Origin of the sequence: Microbacterium paraoxydans (assembly GCF_018224615.1) — a bacterium.
GTDB lineage: Bacteria > Actinomycetota > Actinomycetes > Actinomycetales > Microbacteriaceae > Microbacterium > Microbacterium paraoxydans_B.
This window is the reverse complement of record NZ_JAGTUK010000003.1, coordinates 107,943-125,293: the sequence shown is the minus strand read 5'-3', so window position 1 is coordinate 125,293 and position 17,351 is coordinate 107,943. Positions and strand designations below refer to the sequence as shown.

Here is a 17,351-nt window from a genome sequence, read left to right as displayed (position 1 = left end):
ATCGGCTCCGCTACCCCTGATCGGCACCCTCCGACGCGGTTCCAGCGGCCGACGTGACGGCGCCCCTCCCCCGTCTCAGCGCGAGCCAGGCGCCCACGACCGCGGCCAGCAACACCACGGCCGCCGCCGGTGCGAGCCAGGCCGCGCCGCGCTCGACACCGGTGGGCGCCAGCAGCCACACCCCCAGTGACAGCGGCTGGGCCACCAGCTGGACCACGAGGAACCGTCGAGCGGTCGGCCACAACGACGCCAGCGTCAGGCGCGAAACCGCAGGCACGGTGAGGCTCAGCGACCCGAGAACGTGGATCGCATGCACCAGCAGGACCGCGAGAGCCGTCCGCTCCGGTGCCGGCTCCGACAGCAGCAGGCCGAACGGCAGACAGGCCGCGCCCGCCCACGCGCCCAGCGACCGCGGCAGGACGGAGCCGACGAGCGCAGCGACCACGGCGACCCCGCGCCAGAACGGCGTGGGGTGCAGCGTCAGCACACCGACCAGCACCAGAGCCACGACCAGCGCCCGGGGAGCGGCGCCAGGGACCCACGCGCCCACCAAGAAGGAGCGTCTGCGACCGATCACCGCGCCACCCTCCGGTTCCGTTGCTGCCGCGCCGCCGCGACCCGCAGCGCCACGTCGACGTCGTCGCGCGCCCACGCCACGACCTCCACCCCCGCGCGCTCCAGCTCGGCGACGACATCCGTGCGCTCCGCCAGCAGCGTGCGCAGGGCGATGCGCTGCTCCCTGGTGAGCCGGGAACCGTCGAGCGGCGGCAGCACGTCGACCGCGACCACGGAGTGACCCGCCGCCCGCCATCGCGTCGCGAGTCGCGCCGCCACGCCGTCGACGAAGGTGGAGAGCACGAACACGATCGAGCCCGCCCGGATCACCGGAGAGCGCCGGTACGACGTGTCCGCACCGACCCCCGTGGCGGCGATCGACGCGCGCAGGCGGGCGAGGTGGCGCGCTCCCCCGCCGAGCGGCACACTGCGGCCACCCGGCGAGAGCGCGTGGAAGGCCACCCGGTCCCCCGACGCGACCGCGGCGGTCGCCACGGACAGCGCCGCCTCCCTGGCCAGATCGAGCGACGTGACGCCCGTCCGGTCCGGGTCGTGAGTCCCCCATGCCGCCACGACGGAGCCCAGGTCTTCGGCGGTGTCCATCGCGATCACGACCGAGGAGTCGCTCAAGGCGTTCACCCGTCGCACCAGCAGGTCGCCCGGGCGGCGCGCGGCACGAGCCGTCGCGCGCCAGTCGACGCGTCGGAGCTCATCCCCGGGGACGAAAGGATGGATGTCGTGGAAGTCTCCGCCCTGGCCGGCGCGTCGTCCCTCGTGAGTCCCGTGCAGCCCCGCGAGCCGGGGCGCCACCGGCAAGCGATCGATGGGCCTGGTCTTCGGCACGGCGTCCCATCCGATGGCGACGCGTGGTCCGCGATCGGAGACCCAGGCGCCGTCGCCCGCGGTCCCGCGGACGATCAGGGCCAGCAGCTCGAGCGGACCCGAGTGCGACAGCCGGGTCGTGGCCGACACGGCGCGTACTCCCGGTCGCACGTCCGCCAGTCCGGTGCGGCGTCCCTCCTGCTCGATCGACAGCTGGACACCGTCGGCTTCCAGGTCCACGTCCGCGACGACACGCACGGCGGACCCGTCGCCCTCGGCCACGTCGGCGTGCAGCGCGACCCGCAGGTCGCCGTCGCGTGGACGATGCCACAGCGACCACACCGCCGCGAGGGCGAGCGGCAGCCCCACGGCGATCACATCGGCGCGCGACAGCACGAGCCCCACCCCCGCGAGCAGCGCCGCCCCGGCGAGACCGATCGCGATCACCGACGTCCGGTGCCACGTCACGGGCACCGAGACACCGACGTCCTGCGTCATCGCACGGCCGCGACCGTCGGCGGCACCGGTGTGCGCTCGACCGCCGCCGCCACGATGCTCCCCGGGTCCACCCCCTGCGCCCACGCCTGGGGCGTGAGCGTCAGCCGGTGCGCGAGCACGGGCACGGCGACGCGCTTGAGATCGTCGGGACGGACATACGACCGGCCCTCCAGCGCGGCAACCGCACGGCCGAGCAGCACGAGGGCCTGCGATCCGCGTGGCGATGCGCCGACCGCCACGTTCACGGCCTCGCGCGTGGCCCTCGTCAGTTCCACGCCGTAGCGCACCACGTCACGGTCGACATGGATGCGCTCGACAGCGGCCTGGAGGGCGAGCAGACCGTCGGTGTCCACGACCGCGGGCACGCGCACCTCCGGCGTCTGCCGCTGCACACGGTCGAGGATGATCTGCGTCTCCGCCTCCGGCGCAGGGTAACCGACAGTGAGGCGCACCATGAATCGGTCCAGCTGTGCCTCCGGAAGCGCGTACGTGCCCTCGTACTCGACGGGGTTGGAGGTCGCGATCACATGGAAGGGACGCGGAAGCGGAAACCGGTTCCCCTCGACCGTGACCTGCCGCTCGGCCATCGCCTCGAGCATCGCGGACTGGGTCTTCGGCGTGGTCCGGTTCACCTCGTCCGCGAGGAGCAGTCCGGTGAAGATCGGCCCGGGACGAAACACGAACTCGCCGTCGGCGGGTGCATAGACGTACGACCCCGTGACATCGCCCGGGAGCATGTCCGGCGTGCACTGCAGTCGGCGGAACTGCAGCCCCAGCGCCTCGGCGAGACTCCGCGCGGCCAGGGTCTTCCCGAGCCCGGGAACGTCTTCGAACAGGACGTGACCTCCCGCCAGGATCGCGGCCAGCGCGAGCGTGAGCGTCTCGTCCATGCCGACGACCGCACTGCGCACGCCGTCCAGGACCCGCCTCCCCGTGTCGGCGATCTGCGTGGTCTCATTCATGGTCATGCTCTCTCCTCCGTGTCGGCCGGGATCTGGTCGAGCGCGTCGAGCGCTCTCTCGATGTCGTCGCGCAGCACCTCACGGTGCGATAGACCATCGCGGACGCCCGGGCCCAGCAGGGCGTCGATGCGGGCATGATCGGCCGGCTCGTCGAGATCGAGCCCACGGTGCGCGAGGCGGCGGCGGAGAACGCTCTGCACGCGACGCACCAGGACGGTCCCCGCGACGCCCGAGCGGGCATTGATCGCCCACGCCAAGCGCGAGACGTCGGAACCGCGGGTCTCACGGGACGGGCGCTCCGGCGGCCATCCGACGGGATCGTCGACGAGGACGCCGCGAAGCGCGAGGGTGACCGCTGCGGCGACGATCGCCCACGACACCGCGAAAGCCAGGGGAACGCCCGCGAACGTCAGCCCCGCCACGAGCGCGGCCGCGAGCAGCAGGCCTCCGCCCACGATCAGCCCTGTGCGCGCCCTCACCGCCACCCCTCCCGGATGCCGCCGAGACTCGCTGCCGCCGCGGCCCGGTCGGCCTCATCGGCCTCCCTTCCGCCGAACCGCACCTGCTCGTACAACCCGAGTAGGGTGATCACCTCAGCGCGGATGCCGGATCGGCGCCCGACGATACGGACGGTGAACTCCGAGGGTGTCTCCGTCTCTGCCCGTCCCACCCCCGCGTCCGCCGCAGACTCCTCGAGCCCCAGCCACGCCGCGACGATGGCGTCGCCGGGCTGCTCCCGCTCCTCGATCGTGCGGAGCGCCGCGTCGACTCCCCGCCGGATCACCGCGTCGTCGGGCGCCGCCTCGACGGCCACCCCGCCGGCCGCCGCGTGCACGACCGCCGCATCGGTTCGCCGGAGAGGCCGGTCGTGCCACAGCCCCCGCAGAAAGCGGACGAGCCACCGCACCGCGAGCACGAGCAGCGCCACGACCGCGGCGGCGAGCAGGAGGCCGAACACCGCGCCGAGGATGTTCTGCAGCACGGAGTCGTGCGGCGGCTCCGGCTCCGGGAGGGGCGAGCCCGTCGTCTCGGGCACGACGACCGCGCCGGGCTGCTGTTGTGGCGGGGAGGAAGAGGATGGCGCGAACTGCGGTTGTCCCTGAAGCGCGGAAGCGAGCATCAGCAGGGCGAAGAGGAGGGTGACTCCGGTCAGCGCCAGCACGCCGCGGAGCCTCCCGCGGGTGCTCGCACGCACGGCTCCCGCTGCGGGGGCTTCGGTGCGCGACATGAGTCCACCCTAGGGTCGCGCCGCCGTCTAACGAGGTCAGGCGGCCGGCGGTGTGAGCGACCCCACCTCGAGACGGCGCCCAGCGAACGCGCCGAGTCCCTCCCGAAGTGCTCCGACCTCCTGAACGCTCATGCCGACCGCGTTCATGACCTGGACAGGCACGTCGACCGCGCGGGCTCGGAGCGCGACTCCGGCATCCGTGAGCGTGATCTCGAGCCGGCGCTCATCCTCAGTGCTGCGCTGCCGGGCCACGAGACCGTCGGCCTCCAGACGCTTGACGAGGGGCGATGCGGTCGCAGGTTCGAGCGCCAGGTCGGCGGCGAGGTCGTTCAGCGTGCGCGGAGCCCGCTCCCACAGCGCGAGCATCACCAGGTATTGCGGGTGTGTGAGTCCGAGCGGCTCGAGAATCGGGCGGTAGATCGCCACGATGTTGCGGGCAGCCGTGACGATCGCGAAGCACAGCTGGTTCTCGAGGCGGAGAAGGTCGTCGGAGGCGGTCACGAGACGACTATACATCTGCACGAATAGTTAGTACACTAATGATCATGTCGAACGACTCCCACCGGCCCACGCTACGCACCCGCATCCGCGAGGCGGGCGGCCTCTACGCCTGGGTCAACACCAACCTGGTCCGTCTCGCCGGCCCCGCCTCGGTGGGACCATACGAGAAGACGCCACCGCCGAGTGCTGCCGAACGCGCCGAGCGCGCGTGCCCGCTGTGCGGTGCCCCGATGACGCAGCACGAGATCGATCGCACCGGTCCGAAGACCCTCGTGCACTGCCCCTAGGGCGTCACGACGCCTCGGACTCGTCGGGCGACACCTCCACCGCTGCACCCACCGACTCACGGGCGACATCGAGCCAGAGCATCAGCGCGGCGTCGTCCGCGACGGCCGACGGCGCCACGTCGAGCCATCCCGAGCTCATGGTGCGTGACCCCATCACGGCACGGAAGACCCCGGGCTGCGTGAGCATGGCCGCCCCGTTCTCGTCATCGACACGGACCAGCAGCACTCCACCCTTGCGCGCTCCGACCAGGATGCGCCCCGCGTCCAGGAACGCCTTGGTTCCGAACATCCGACGCTCCTCGATCGCATCGTCTGCGCTCAGCAGCGCACGGATCCGATCCGCCAGGTCGTTTCCTGCATCGTCCATGCTGACTCCGCTCAGGCGTGCCCGGCCCGCTCCATCGAGCGAAGCTCCTTCTTGAGGTCCTGCACCTCGTCACGCAGCCGACCCGCGAGCTCGAACTTGAGTTCTGCGGCCGCAGCGAGCATCTGGTCGGTCAGGTCTTGGATGGTGGCCTCGAGCTGCTGCGCTCCCTCGGCAGCGATGCCCGTGCGTCGCAGGTTGGGTGTGGGCGACTTGCCCTTGCCCGACGCGCGTCCACGGCCCGACATCATGTCCGCGGTGTCTGCGCCCTCGCGCGCCAGGACCTCGGTGATGTCGGCGATCCGCTTGCGCAGCGGCTGCGGATCGATGCCGTTCTCCTTGTTGTACGCGATCTGCTTCTCACGACGCCGATCCGTCTCCTCGATGGCCTTCGCCATGGAATCGGTCATGTTGTCGGCGTACATGTGCACCTCGCCCGAGACGTTTCGCGCGGCACGCCCGATGGTCTGGATGAGCGAGGTCCCGGACCGCAGGAAGCCCTCCTTGTCGGCGTCGAGGATCGCGACCAGCGACACCTCAGGCAGGTCGAGGCCCTCGCGCAGCAGGTTGATGCCGACCAGGACGTCGTACACGCCCGCGCGCAGCTCGCTGAGCAGCTCCACGCGGCGCAACGTGTCCACGTCGGAGTGCAGGTAACGCACGCGAACGCCGTGCTCCCCGAGGAAGTCGGTCAGTTCCTCCGCCATCTTCTTCGTCAGGGTGGTCACGAGCACGCGCTCGTCACGCTCGACACGCAGGCGGATCTCCTCGAGCAGGTCGTCGATCTGTCCCTTCGACGGCTTCACGATGATCTCGGGGTCGACCAGACCCGTCGGACGGATGATCTGCTCCACCACCCCGTCGGCGATACCCATCTCGTACTTGCCGGGTGTGGCCGAGAGGTACACCGTCTGGCCGATGCGGTTCTTGAATTCGTCCCACCGCAGCGGGCGGTTGTCCATCGCGCTCGGAAGGCGGAAGCCGTGGTCGACCAGCGTGCGCTTGCGCGACGCGTCGCCCTCGTACATCGCCCCGATCTGCGGCACCGTGACGTGCGACTCGTCGATCACCAGGAGGAAGTCGTCGGGGAAGAAGTCGAGCAGCGTGTGGGGCGGCTCACCGGGCATGCGGCCGTCCATGTGGCGCGAGTAGTTCTCGATCCCCGAGCAGAAGCCGAGCTGCTGCAGCATCTCCAGGTCGAAGGTCGTCCGCATGCGCAGCCGCTGCGCCTCGAGCAGCTTGCCCTGGCGCTCGAACTCCTTCAGCCGCTCCTCCAGCTCGTGCTCGATCGTGCCGATGGAACGCTGGATCACGTCGGTGCCCGCGACATAGTGCGAGGCGGGGAAGATCGGCACGGCGTCGAGCTTCTCGATCACCTCACCGGTGAGGGGGTGCAGCGAGTACAGCGCTTCGATCTCGTCGCCGAACAGTTCGATGCGGATCGCGTGCTCCTCGTAGACCGGGATGATCTCGATCGTGTCGCCGCGCACCCGGAAGTTGCCGCGGGAGAAGTCCACGTCGTTGCGGTTGTACTGCATCGCGATGAACTGCCGGATGAGGGCATCGCGGTCGTACCGCTCCCCCACCTGCAGGGCCACCATCGCCCGCAGGTACTCCTCGGGCGCACCGAGGCCGTAGATGCACGACACCGTGGACACCACGACGACGTCGCGTCGGCTCAGGAGCGAGTTGGTCGTGGAGTGACGGAGCCGCTCGACCTCCGCGTTGATCGACGAGTCCTTCTCGATGAAGGTGTCCGTCTGCGGCACGTAGGCCTCTGGCTGGTAGTAGTCGTAGTACGAGACGAAGTACTCCACCGCGTTGTTCGGCATCAGTTCGCGGAACTCGTTGGCCAGCTGCGCGGCGAGCGTCTTGTTGTGCGCGAGCACGAGCGTTGGTCGCTGCACCTGCTCGATGAGCCACGCCGTGGTCGCGGACTTGCCCGTACCCGTCGCACCCAGCAGCACGATGTCTGTCTCGCCCGCGTTGATGCGCGAGGCGAGCTCGGCGATGGCCTGCGGCTGGTCACCGGCGGGCGCGTACTCGCTGATGACCTCGAAAGGACGGACACTGCGCGTGGGCTGCATGCTTCCAGCGTAGGCCGCCCCTCCGACATCGGGGCCGTGTCAGGCGACGAGGACCGTCGTCTGCGCCGAGGGCTCGGTCGTCGCGGTCGCGCTGCCGCCGTTGAGGAGCGTCATGGTCGCTGTCGATCGCAGCTCGCCGGCCTGGGAGCCGATCACGTTGAAGCTCAGCGCGTCCCCGAAGCTCGACGGCGTCCTGGTGAAGGTGAAGCTCGTCGCCGTCGAGCCCCCCGTGGGCTGCGGCACCCACGCGCCGAAGGACGACGCGGGGTCGAGCGTCACGGGTGAGGAGAACGTCACGACGACCACGAGGGACCCGCCGGCCGGCGGGCTCATCCACGGGTTCGCGCGGTAGCTGATCTGCGTGCTGAACGTGGCGCGGAGCTCGCCGCTCGCCGCGACGAGGCTGGTGAACGCGCCCTGCGCCTCTGCGTCCCAGTAGTAGTTGGCCTCGCTGTTCGGCACGATGTTCCCGCTGGCCGCCGCGAGCGGCGCGGCGACCGCCACGGCGATGACGGGCGCGGACCAGGCCGCCCCCTTGATCAGAGTCCGACGCGAGATGCCGTGGCTCGACTGAGTCACTTTTTCCACTCCCCAGCGCGCGGAAAAAGCTCTCCCCCAGCAGACCATCCCCTGGTGCGTCCCCACGCAATTCCAGAATATCAACGCACTTCCGGGCACCTGGGGAAAAGCTGAACGTCCGGTCGGTCAGCCGGTGCGGAGGCGCTCCCACAGCGCATCGGTCTGCGCCACCGTGTGCTCCAGCGTCCCGCCGGTGTCGATCACCACGTCGGCGATCGCGAGGCGCTTGTCATCCGACACCTGCGCACCGATGCGCTCGCGCGCCGCCGTCTCGTCCATGCCCCGCAGCTCGATCAGCCGACGCAGCCGCTCAGCCGCCGGGGCGTGCGCCACCACGATGAGATCCCACGGGTCATCCACCCGCGCCTCCACGAGCAGCGGCACGTCATAGACCACCACCGCGTCCGGATCGTCAGCGAACGCGGCGGTGAAGCGGCGCTGCGACTCCTCCCGCACCGCAGGGTGCACGATCGCGTTGAGCCGAGCCAGCTGCGCGGGGTCACCGAACACCCGCGATCCGAGGGCCGGGCGATCCAGGGAGCCGTCCTGCGCGATCACCTCGGACCCGAACGTCTCGGCGATGAGGTCGAGCACGGGCGAGCCAGGAGCCTGCACGTCGCGCACGATCGCGTCCGCATCCACGATGACCGCGCCGTGCTCCTCGAGACGACGGGCGATGGTCGACTTCCCGGAGGCGATGCCACCGGTGAGGGCGATGAGGGGCATGCGGCCAGTCTAGGTTCCGGCCGACGGCCTCAGCGCGCGAGAAGCTGCCGCCGCGAGCTGATCACGCCCGTGTCGAACCCGGCCAGGTGCAGTCCGCCGTGGAACCGGGCGTGCTCGATCTTGATGCATCGGTCCATCACCACCGCGAGCCCGGAGGACTCCGCGAGCGCGGCGGCCTCCTCGTTCCACGAGCCGAGTTGGAGCCACAGGGTCGAGGCGCCCGCCTCGACCGCCTCCTGCGCGACACCCGGCAGATCGTCGTGCCGACGGAACACGTCGACGATGTCGGGGCGCACGGGGAGATCCGCGAGGGACGCGTACACCGGCTGCCCGAGGATCTCGCTCTCTCGAGGGTTCACGAGGTACACGTCGTACGCCGTGCTGGACAGCAGGTAGGTCGCGACGAAGAACGACGCGCGTGCCGGGTTGTTCGACGCGCCGACGATCGCGATCGACGTCGCCCGCCGGAGCAGCGCGAACCGCTCCTGCTGCGACGGCCCGATCCACGTCCGACCGGGCGCGGGCGCCGCTCCGGGCAGCGCGCACGCGGCGCCATCGGTCGGAGACGGGAGGGCACAGGCCTCGCCGGTCGCGGTCTCGGTGCTCATCGGGTCGCTCCCGTCGCGATGGTCAGGGCCTGATCCAGGTCCCACAGGATGTCGTCCGCATCTTCCAATCCCACCGAGATGCGGATCAGGTCGGGACGCACCCCCGCTCCGACGAGCTGCTCCTCCGTGAGCTGACGGTGCGTCGTGGACGCCGGGTGGATCACCAGGGTCCGGGCGTCGCCGATGTTCGCGAGATGCGAGGCGAGCTGCAGGTTCTCGATCAACTTCTCCCCTGCCGCGCGTCCGTCCTCCGCAGCCACCCCGAAAGCGAACACCGACCCGGGGCCGAGCGGCAGGTACTTCGCGGCGCGCTCGTGGTGCGGGTGATCCTCGAGCCCTGCCCAGGTGACGTACGCGACCCGCGGGTCGGACGCCAACCAGTCCGCCACGATCCGGGCATTCGCGAGGTGCGCGTCGATGCGCTGCGGCAGCGTCTCGATTCCCTGCAGCAGTGTGAACGCCGACTGGGGGCTCAGCGCCGGACCGATGTCGCGCAGTTGCTCGGAGCGCAGCTTGGTGAGGAAGCCGTACTCGCCGAAGTTGTCCCACCACTTGATGCCGCCGTACGACGCGACGGGCTCCGTCATCTGCGGGAACTTCCCGTTGCCCCAGTCGAACGTGCCCTTCTCGATCACGACCCCGCCGAGGGTGGTGCCGTGCCCGCCGAGGAACTTGGTGACCGAGTGGATCACGATGTCGGCCCCGTGCTCGAGCGGACGGGCGAGGTAGGGCGTGGCGAGGGTCGCATCCACGACGAGCGGCACGCCCGCCTCGTGCGCGACCGCGGCGAGACCCTCGATGTCGGCGATCTCGCCGGAGGGGTTGCCGATCATCTCGACGTACACGACCTTCGTCTCCGGGCGGATCGCCGCCGCATAGTCGGCCGGGTCGGTCGAGGCGACGAACGTGGTCTCGACGCCGAAGCGGCGCAGCGTCACGTCGAGCTGGGTCACCGTGCCGCCGTACAGCTGAGCCGCGGCGACGACGTGGTCCCCGGCGCCGACGAGCGCCGCGAACGTGAGGAACTCCGCGCTCATGCCCGAGGCGGTGGCGACCGCGCCGATACCGCCCTCGAGCGAGGCCAGCCGTTCCTCCAGCGCCGCGACCGTCGGGTTGCCGATGCGCGAGTAGATGTTGCCGTACTTCTGCAGCGCGAAGAGGTTGCCGGCATCCGCGGCGTCCTCGAACACGAACGACGTGGTCTGGTAGATCGGCACGGCCCTGGCACCCGTCGCGGCGTCCGGCGTGCCGCCGGCGTGCAGGGCCCTGGTGCGGAACCCGAAGCGATGTTCTTCCGTCATGATGTCCTCAGTTCGGCGGCGGAGAGCACGTCGGCGATGTCGTCGACGGCCCACGGGTTCTGTAGCGACGTGGTGTCCCCGAGAGGTCGCGGCGTGCGGCCTGCCCGGCGGTCGTGCTCGGCCTCCCACAACTCTGCCAGCAGTCGTCGCATGATCTTGCCGGAGCGGGTCTTCGGCAGGTCCGGCACGACAACCACGTGCTTGGGTTTCGCGACCGGTCCGATCGCGCGCGCAACCTGCTCGCGCAGCGCGGACGGCTCGACCTCGGCGCGGCCGGAGGGCGTCACGAACGCCACGACGGCCTGCCCGGTCACGGCGTCGGACACGCCAGCGGAGCCGGCCTCGCCGACCGTGTCGTGGGCCACCAGGGCCGATTCGATCTCGATGGTGGAGAGGCGGTGACCCGAGACGTTCACGACATCGTCGAGGCGCCCGAGGATCCAGATGTAGCCGTCCGCGTCGCGCGTCGCCCCGTCCCCCGCCACGTAGTAGCCGCCGTGCTCGCCGGCGCCTGCATACGTTGCCCAGTAGGCATCGCGATAGCGCTGCGGGTTCCCCCACACCGTGCGCGCCATACCGGGCCACGGACGCCGGACGACCAACGTGCCGGAGCGCCCGGGCGCCACCTCGTCACCATGCTCGTCCACCACGGCCACGTCGATGCCCGGCAGGGGGACGGACGCGGAGCCCGGCTTGAGTGCCGTCACTCCCGGCAGTGGCGCGATCATCGCGGCACCCGTCTCCGACTGCCACCAGGTGTCGATCACCGGCAGCTCGTCGCGCCCGAAGTTGCGGCGGAACCACACCCATGCCTCGGGGTTGATCGCCTCGCCGACCGTGCCGAGCAGCCGCAGCGTGGACAGGTCGTGTCCAGGGGGAAGCTCCGCGCCGAACCACGTCATGAACGTCCGGATCAGCGTCGGCGCGGTGTAGTACACCGTCACCCCGTAGCGCTCGATGATCTCGAGGTGCCGCTCACGATGCGGCGCGTCGGGTGTGCCCTCGTAGATCACCTGGGTCAGCCCGTTGGACAGCGGCCCGTAGATCTCGTAGGTGTGCGCGGTGACCCAGGCGAGATCGGCCGTGCACCAGTGCACGTCGTCGGGCTTGGCGTCGAAGTGGGCCCAGTGCGCCCAGCTCGCGTGGGTCAGATAGCCGCCGGAGGTGTGGACGAGCCCCTTGGGCTTCCCGGTCGTGCCGGAGGTGTAGATGAGGAACAGCGGATGCTCCGCGTCGAACGCCTCGGCGACGTGGACCGGCGAGGCCGTGTCGACCGCGTCGTGCCACCACACGTCGCGCCCCTCGGTCCACGGCACGTCCTGGCCGGTGCGGCGCAGCACGAGGACGTGCTCCAGTGTCTCGATCCCGGCGGCTGCCCGGTCGGCGGTGGACTTGACCTCGGTCGCGGCACCGCGGCGGAACTGTCCGTCGCTCGTCACGAGGAGCTTCGCGCCGGTGTCCTCCAGCCGGAAGCGCACGGCCTCGGCGGAGAAGCCGCCGAAGACGAGCGAGTGCACCGCGCCGATGCGCGCGCACGCCAGCGCGATCACGACGGTCTCCACGAGCACGGGCAGGTAGACCACCACGCGGTCGCCGGGACCGATGCCGAGCCCCGTGAGGGCATTCGCGGCGCGGGACACCCGCTGCAGCAGCTCGGCGTACGTCACGGACTCGCGGTCACCCGGCTCCCCCTCGAAGTGCAGCGCCACGCGGTCGCCACGACCTGCGGCGACGTGACGGTCGAGGCAGTTCACCGCGACGTTGAGCCGACCCCCGACGAACCATCGGGCGGCGGGGACGTGACCGTCGACGGGCGGCTCCCACTCGTGCGCGGTGTGCCACGGCTCGGACCACTCCAGTCTCCGGGCAGCCTCCTCCCAGAACGCGATGGGGTCGGCGGCCGCGCGCGCGTACGCCTCGGCGGTCACGTTGGCGTCGGGGAACCGGGGGGACGGCGGGTAGACGCGCTCCTCGTGCAGCCGGGCCTCGGTCGCGGTCACGTCCATCGCCGCAGCAGGTACTTCTCGACGAGGGCGAGGGCGCCGTTGGTGAGGGTGCCGAGCAGCGCCAGCAGCACGATCGACAGCAGGATCCTGTCGACGCGCCCGCTGTTCTGCGAATCGGTCAGCAGGAACCCGAGGCCCATCGACGAGGCGATCAGCTCGGCGGCCACGAGGAACAGCCACGCCTGGGCGAGCGCGAGCCGCAGACCGGACACGACCGAGGGGATCACGGCGGGCAGCTGCACCACGCGGAACAGCGACCATCCGCGCAGGCTGAACGAGCGCCCGGCCTCGACCAGCTGCGGGTCGACGTGGCGCAGGGCCGAGGCGACGGTGGTGTACACGGGGAAGAACGCACCGATCGCGATCAGCGTGACCTTGGACTCCTCGCCGATCTGCATCCACAGGATCAGCAGGGGGACCCACGCGAGCGACGGCACGGCCCGCAGCGCGGCCAGGGTGGGGCTCAGCAGGACGTCACCGAGCCGGGAGAGCCCCACGATCCCCGCGACCGCCAGCCCGATCACCGAGCCGATCGCGAACCCGAGCAGCACGCGCTGCACGGAGATCGCGACGTGCGTCCACAGCTCGCCGCGCTGGGCGAGTTCGACACCCGCCGTGACGACGGAGGCGGGGGCGGGCAGCCGATAGGGCGGCACCAGCCCGCTCGTCGTCACGTACTGCCATGCCCCGAGGATCAGCAGCGGCAGGAGGAGCCCCGCGACGATGCGCACGGCCGGGTGGTTCCATCCGCGCCTCGCTCCCGACGGAGGCCGGTACTCCCCCTTCGCGACGTCGAGCGCGTCCCGCGAATCCGCGGGGACGATCACGCGCTGGTCGAGATCGCTCACTCGCCGCCGACCGCCTTCTTCGCGAACGTGTCGTTCACGATCGACGACAGCGCCGCGTCCACGGACGCCTGTCCGCCCTGCACGTCGCCCGACTCCACGAGCACGGGTGCGATCTTCTCGAGCACCGCGAGCTGGTCCTCGCCGGGGATGCCGCTCACGTCGAGGTTGGAGCGCTCCTGGATCACGGTGGTGGCGACGGCCTCGTCGATGCCCGCGACCTCTGCGAGGAGGGCGGCGGTCTCCTCGGGGTTCTCCAGCGCCCACTCGCGCGCCTGCTCGTACGCGTCGACCACGGCCTGGGCGAGGTCGGCGTGGTTGGTGAGGAAGTCCTCCGTGGCGTTGAGGAAGCCGTACGTGTTGAAGTCGACGTTGCGGTAGACGAGCGTGTCGCCCGACTCGACCTCGGCAGCGGCCATGATCGGGTCGAGGCCGGCCCAGGCGTCGACGGAGCCGCCATCGAGCGCGGCGCGGCCGTCCGCGTGCTGCAGGTTCTGCACCTCCACGTCGGCGAGAGAAAGCCCGGCCTCTTCGAGTGCCTGCAGGAGGAAGAAGTACGGGTCGGTGCCCTTCGTGGCGGCGATCGAGGCACCCTTCAGGTCTGCGACCGAGGTGATGTCGCTGTCAGGACCGACCACGATCGCCGACCACTCCGGCTGCGAGAAGATGTCGATCACCTGGATGGGCGAGCCGTTGGCGCGCGCGAGCAGGGCGGCGGAGCCGGCGGTCGAGCCGACGTCGACCGAGCCGGAGCGCAGCAGTTCGTTGGCCTTGTTGGAACCGGCTGACTGCACCCACTCGACGGTGACGTCGTCGCCGAGGATGTCCTCGAGGATGCCCTGATCGCGCACGACGAGGCTGAGCGGGTTGTAGGTCGCGAAGTCGATCGAGAGCGTGTCCGACGACCATTCCGCATCCGCGGCGGGTGTGGTCTTGTCGTCGGCGGCGGTGGCGTTCTCGCCGGCGACACAGCCGGTCGCGACGAGCATCATCGTCCCGGCGACGGCGATCGCGGGGATGATTCGGCGGGTGATGGTGCTCATCGGGTCTCCTCGGTGGTGCGGTGATGGGTGTCGACGCCGAGCCCCTCGAGGAGCTCGGCGCGCAGGTCGGCGAGACCGCGGTCGGCGCGGTCTCGGGGTCGGGCTCCGGGCACGTCGATCACGCGCGCGACGGAGGGCTGGTCGTCGTCGCTGAGCGTGCGGAGCAGGAGCACGCGGTCGGCCAGATACAGGGCCTCCTCCACGTCGTGCGTGACGAGGAGCACCGTGGTCGGTTCGGCGGCGTGGATCTTGAGCAGCAGATCGTGCATGCGGAGCCGCGTGAGCGCGTCGAGGGCGCCGAAGGGTTCGTCGAGCAGCAGCACGGAGGGGTTGCGGGCGAGGGCTCTGGCGAGGGACGCCCGCTGCGCCATGCCTCCGGAGACCTCACGCGGCCGCTGGTCGGCGGCGTGCTCGAGCCCCACCAGGTGCAGGAGTTCCCTCACGCGGTCGCGCCCGGCACGGCGGCCGGTCGCCCGAGGGAGTCCGAGCTCGACGTTCTGTGCGATCGTGCGCCAGGGTAGCAGCCGGGGTTCCTGGAACGCGACCGCCGTGCGCTCGTCCACGTCGGCCACCGGGGTGCCGCCGATGCGGATGGCGCCGCGGCTCGGTGCGTCGAGTCCGCCCACGAGTCGGAGCAGCGTGGACTTTCCGCAGCCGGAGGGGCCGACGACCGCGATGATCTCGCCCGCGCGGATGTCGAGGTCGATGCGCCGCAGCACGGAGCGCGTTCCTCGGGCGATGGGGAAGGAGCGCTCGATCCCATCGAGGCGTACGGCCTGCGCGGTCCCTGCGGAGGTCGGGGCGTCGGGCGTGCGCGACGCAGGCAGCAGGGCGGTCATACGCCCATGCTGTCGGAGCGGCTCTTTTGTTACGAATGCGGTCGTAATGTTCCGTCACGCAGCCGATGGGCATCGGACGGGGTACGCGAAAAGGGCCGCCACGCCCGCCGAGAGGCGGGGTGACGGCCCTTTCGGAGTGGTGCTTAGGAGTTGCCGCCCGAGAGCTTCTCGCGCAGAGCGGCGAGAGCCTCGTCGTCAGCGAGCGTGCCGGCGCCGGCCGACTCGCTCGAGAAGGACTGGCCGCCGAAGTCGTCGCCGGCCGCAGCCTCGGCCTCGGCCGCCTTGGCGACCTGAGCCTTGTGCGCCTCCCAGCGAGCCTGGGCTGCAGCGTACTCCTGCTCCCATGCCTCGCGCTGGGCGTCGAAGCCTTCCTTCCACTGACCCGTCTCGGCGTCGAAGCCCTCCGGGTACTTGTACTCGCCGTTCTCGTCGTACTCGGCGAGCATGCCGTACAGCGCCGGGTCGAACTCGGTGCCGTTGGGGTCGACCGACTCGTTGGCCTGCTTGAGCGACAGCGAGATGCGGCGACGCTCGAGGTCGATGTCGATGACCTTGACGAAGACCTCTTCGCCGACCGACACGACCTGCTCGGCCAGCTCGACGTGCTTGCTGGAGAGCTCGGAGATGTGGACGAGGCCCTCGATGCCGTCTGCGACGCGCACGAACGCACCGAACGGGACGAGCTTCGTGACCTTGCCCGGCGTGACCTGCCCGATCGCGTGCGTGCGGGCGAAGACCTGCCACGGGTCCTCCTGCGTCGCCTTCAGCGACAGGGAGACCCGCTCGCGGTCGAGGTCGACCTCGAGGATCTCGACGGTGACCTCCTGGCCCACCTCGACGACCTCGGAGGCGTGCTCGATGTGCTTCCAGGACAGCTCGGAGACGTGCACGAGGCCGTCCACGCCACCCAGGTCGACGAACGCACCGAAGTTGACGATCGAGGACACGACGCCCTTGCGGACCTGGCCCTTGTGCAGGTTGTTGAGGAACGTGGTGCGCGACTCCGACTGCGTCTGCTCGAGCAGCGCGCGGCGGCTCAGGACGACGTTGTTGCGGTTCTTGTCGAGCTCGAGGATCTTCGCCTCGATCTCCTGGCCGAGGTACGGCGTGAGGTCGCGGACGCGACGCAGCTCGATGAGCGACGCCGGGAGGAAGCCGCGGAGGCCGATGTCGACGATGAGTCCACCCTTGACGACCTCGATGACCGTACCGGTGACGACGCCGTCGTTCTCCTTGATCTTCTCGACGTCTCCCCAGGCACGCTCGTACTGCGCGCGCTTCTTGGAGAGGATCAGGCGGCCTTCCTTGTCCTCCTTCTGGAGAACGAGGGCCTCGACCTGGTCACCGACGGCGACGACCTCGTTGGGGTCCACGTCGTGCTTGATCGAGAGCTCGCGCGAGGGGATGACACCCTCGGTCTTGTAGCCGACATCGAGGAGGACCTCATCGCGGTCGATCTTGACGATCGTGCCCTCGATGATGTCGCCGTCGTTGAAGAACTTCAGGGTCTTCTCGACCGCGGCCAGGAAGTCCTCAGCAGATCCGATGTCGTTGATGGCGACCTGCTTGGTGGCCGGGGCGGTCGTTGCGGTAGTCATGTAGTGGGTTGTCCTTGTTGAATGGATACTCGGGCTGGAAGCGTGACCGCGCACGGTCGATTGCATGCCTCACAGCGGTTGGATTGTGATTGTTGACACCTGGGCATGCGTGTGCACGCCACGAGTGACGATTCAGGCTATCAGAAGAAGGGAGCCGCCCGCGAGCGGTCCTTACCCTCTTCTCCTGTGGATAACCACGACCCCCGATGCCGCATTCCCCGTACCGTGACCGGGTGATCCCGCCATCAGTTCCGCAGCTTCGTGTCATCGCCACCGGCACACTCCTTGCCGTGCTCCTCTCACTCACCGCCTGCACGTCCACCGCTGACCCCACTCCGACACCGACGGCCACCCCGCTCTTCCCCTCGAAGAAGGAGGCCTTCGCTGCGGCCGAGGCCACTTTCGAGCAGTACACAGATGCCACCAACGCGACAGATCTGACTGACACGCACACGTTCGATGGCGTTTTTTATTGGTTGGCGGACAGCGCAGAGTCCACGGC

The 17,351-nt window shown here is 70.2% G+C and carries 18 protein-coding genes; 1 reads left to right on the top strand and 17 read right to left on the bottom strand.

What is annotated here, in order from left to right; translation table 11 throughout:
- Nucleotides 1-10: 10 nt before the first annotated feature.
- From KE274_RS10750 to KE274_RS10725, 6 genes are read right to left on the bottom strand one after another with little or no spacing between them, the layout of a single operon-like run.
- Nucleotides 11-577 (bottom strand): hypothetical protein, encoded by a 567-nt coding sequence (locus KE274_RS10750; RefSeq protein WP_211543616.1) that lies wholly within the window; start codon nt 575-577, stop codon nt 11-13.
- The gene (locus KE274_RS10745; protein WP_211543614.1) at nt 574-1,875 is read right to left on the bottom strand and encodes a DUF58 domain-containing protein; all 1,302 of its coding nucleotides are present in this window, start codon (nt 1,873-1,875) and stop codon (nt 574-576) included. The genes KE274_RS10750 and KE274_RS10745 overlap by 4 nt, the downstream gene beginning before the upstream one ends.
- Entirely contained in the window at nt 1,872-2,843 is a 972-nt protein-coding gene (locus KE274_RS10740) for an AAA family ATPase (protein WP_211543612.1), read from the bottom strand. Before KE274_RS10740 ends, KE274_RS10745 begins: the two co-directional genes overlap by 4 nt.
- Nucleotides 2,840-3,316: a hypothetical protein gene (locus tag KE274_RS10735; protein WP_307872191.1), complete on the bottom strand. Its 477-nt coding sequence runs from the start codon at nt 3,314-3,316 to the stop codon at nt 2,840-2,842. The genes KE274_RS10740 and KE274_RS10735 overlap by 4 nt, the downstream gene beginning before the upstream one ends.
- Nucleotides 3,313-4,065 carry a DUF4129 domain-containing protein gene (locus KE274_RS10730; protein WP_211543609.1) on the bottom strand — a complete coding sequence of 251 codons (753 nt, stop codon included), beginning with the start codon at nt 4,063-4,065 and terminating at the stop codon, nt 3,313-3,315. Before KE274_RS10730 ends, KE274_RS10735 begins: the two co-directional genes overlap by 4 nt.
- A gap of 36 nt (nt 4,066-4,101) precedes the next feature.
- Nucleotides 4,102-4,566 (bottom strand): MarR family winged helix-turn-helix transcriptional regulator, encoded by a 465-nt coding sequence (locus tag KE274_RS10725; RefSeq protein WP_307872190.1) that lies wholly within the window; start codon nt 4,564-4,566, stop codon nt 4,102-4,104.
- Nucleotides 4,567-4,610: 44 nt separating this feature from the next.
- Here KE274_RS10725 and KE274_RS10720 point away from each other — a divergent pair, with 44 nt between their 5' ends.
- Nucleotides 4,611-4,853 carry a hypothetical protein gene (locus tag KE274_RS10720; RefSeq protein WP_211543607.1) on the top strand — a complete coding sequence of 81 codons (243 nt, stop codon included), beginning with the start codon at nt 4,611-4,613 and terminating at the stop codon, nt 4,851-4,853.
- A 4-nt stretch (nt 4,854-4,857) separates the two neighbouring features.
- Here KE274_RS10720 and KE274_RS10715 read toward each other — a convergent pair whose 3' ends face one another.
- The 11 genes from KE274_RS10715 to rpsA all read right to left on the bottom strand — a co-directional run bounded on the left by KE274_RS10715 (nt 4,858) and on the right by rpsA (nt 16,849).
- On the bottom strand, nt 4,858-5,220 hold the full coding sequence (locus KE274_RS10715; RefSeq protein ID WP_249186300.1) for a TfoX/Sxy family protein: 363 nt from the start codon (nt 5,218-5,220) through the stop codon (nt 4,858-4,860).
- 11 nt (nt 5,221-5,231) lie between these two features.
- Entirely contained in the window at nt 5,232-7,304 is a 2,073-nt protein-coding gene (gene uvrB / locus KE274_RS10710) for an excinuclease ABC subunit UvrB (RefSeq protein ID WP_211543605.1), read from the bottom strand.
- Nucleotides 7,305-7,343: 39 nt separating this feature from the next.
- Nucleotides 7,344-7,883: a hypothetical protein gene (locus KE274_RS10705; protein ID WP_211545000.1), complete on the bottom strand. Its 540-nt coding sequence runs from the start codon at nt 7,881-7,883 to the stop codon at nt 7,344-7,346.
- Nucleotides 7,884-8,009: 126 nt separating this feature from the next.
- Nucleotides 8,010-8,609 (bottom strand): dephospho-CoA kinase, encoded by a 600-nt coding sequence (gene coaE / locus KE274_RS10700; protein ID WP_211543603.1) that lies wholly within the window; start codon nt 8,607-8,609, stop codon nt 8,010-8,012.
- Nucleotides 8,610-8,638: 29 nt separating this feature from the next.
- Entirely contained in the window at nt 8,639-9,217 is a 579-nt protein-coding gene (locus tag KE274_RS10695; RefSeq protein ID WP_211543602.1) for a CoA-binding protein, read from the bottom strand.
- The gene (locus KE274_RS10690) at nt 9,214-10,518 is read right to left on the bottom strand and encodes an O-acetylhomoserine aminocarboxypropyltransferase/cysteine synthase family protein (RefSeq protein WP_211543600.1); all 1,305 of its coding nucleotides are present in this window, start codon (nt 10,516-10,518) and stop codon (nt 9,214-9,216) included. Before KE274_RS10690 ends, KE274_RS10695 begins: the two co-directional genes overlap by 4 nt.
- On the bottom strand, nt 10,515-12,524 hold the full coding sequence (acs, locus tag KE274_RS10685) for an acetate--CoA ligase (RefSeq protein WP_211543598.1): 2,010 nt from the start codon (nt 12,522-12,524) through the stop codon (nt 10,515-10,517). The genes KE274_RS10690 and acs overlap by 4 nt, the downstream gene beginning before the upstream one ends.
- The gene (locus tag KE274_RS10680; protein WP_211543596.1) at nt 12,515-13,372 is read right to left on the bottom strand and encodes an ABC transporter permease; all 858 of its coding nucleotides are present in this window, start codon (nt 13,370-13,372) and stop codon (nt 12,515-12,517) included. The genes acs and KE274_RS10680 overlap by 10 nt, the downstream gene beginning before the upstream one ends.
- Nucleotides 13,369-14,412 (bottom strand): aliphatic sulfonate ABC transporter substrate-binding protein, encoded by a 1,044-nt coding sequence (locus KE274_RS10675; RefSeq protein ID WP_211543594.1) that lies wholly within the window; start codon nt 14,410-14,412, stop codon nt 13,369-13,371. Before KE274_RS10675 ends, KE274_RS10680 begins: the two co-directional genes overlap by 4 nt.
- Nucleotides 14,409-15,251: an ABC transporter ATP-binding protein gene (locus tag KE274_RS10670; protein WP_211543591.1), complete on the bottom strand. Its 843-nt coding sequence runs from the start codon at nt 15,249-15,251 to the stop codon at nt 14,409-14,411. The genes KE274_RS10675 and KE274_RS10670 overlap by 4 nt, the downstream gene beginning before the upstream one ends.
- A 143-nt stretch (nt 15,252-15,394) precedes the next feature.
- Nucleotides 15,395-16,849, bottom strand: coding sequence for a 30S ribosomal protein S1 (gene rpsA, locus KE274_RS10665; protein WP_149085624.1), 1,455 nt, complete (start codon nt 16,847-16,849; stop codon nt 15,395-15,397).
- Nucleotides 16,850-17,351: the final 502 nt, after the last annotated feature.

Bases quoted from the DNA above. Each gene is read 5' to 3' on its own strand.
- KE274_RS10715 (WP_249186300.1), bottom strand. From the start codon at position 5,220: ATGGACGATGCAGGAAACGACCTGGCGGATCGGATCCGTGCGCTGCTG.
- KE274_RS10730 (WP_211543609.1), bottom strand. From the start codon at position 4,065: ATGTCGCGCACCGAAGCCCCCGCAGCGGGAGCCGTGCGTGCGAGCACC.
- acs (WP_211543598.1), bottom strand. From the start codon at position 12,524: ATGGACGTGACCGCGACCGAGGCCCGGCTGCACGAGGAGCGCGTCTAC.
- KE274_RS10670 (WP_211543591.1), bottom strand. From the start codon at position 15,251: ATGACCGCCCTGCTGCCTGCGTCGCGCACGCCCGACGCCCCGACCTCC.
- uvrB (WP_211543605.1), bottom strand. From the start codon at position 7,304: ATGCAGCCCACGCGCAGTGTCCGTCCTTTCGAGGTCATCAGCGAGTAC.
- KE274_RS10745 (WP_211543614.1), bottom strand. From the start codon at position 1,875: ATGACGCAGGACGTCGGTGTCTCGGTGCCCGTGACGTGGCACCGGACG.
- rpsA (WP_149085624.1), bottom strand. From the start codon at position 16,849: ATGACTACCGCAACGACCGCCCCGGCCACCAAGCAGGTCGCCATCAAC.
- KE274_RS10695 (WP_211543602.1), bottom strand. From the start codon at position 9,217: ATGAGCACCGAGACCGCGACCGGCGAGGCCTGTGCCCTCCCGTCTCCG.
- KE274_RS10740 (WP_211543612.1), bottom strand. From the start codon at position 2,843: ATGACCATGAATGAGACCACGCAGATCGCCGACACGGGGAGGCGGGTC.
- KE274_RS10720 (WP_211543607.1), top strand. From the start codon at position 4,611: ATGTCGAACGACTCCCACCGGCCCACGCTACGCACCCGCATCCGCGAG.
- KE274_RS10675 (WP_211543594.1), bottom strand. From the start codon at position 14,412: ATGAGCACCATCACCCGCCGAATCATCCCCGCGATCGCCGTCGCCGGG.
- KE274_RS10690 (WP_211543600.1), bottom strand. From the start codon at position 10,518: ATGACGGAAGAACATCGCTTCGGGTTCCGCACCAGGGCCCTGCACGCC.
- coaE (WP_211543603.1), bottom strand. From the start codon at position 8,609: ATGCCCCTCATCGCCCTCACCGGTGGCATCGCCTCCGGGAAGTCGACC.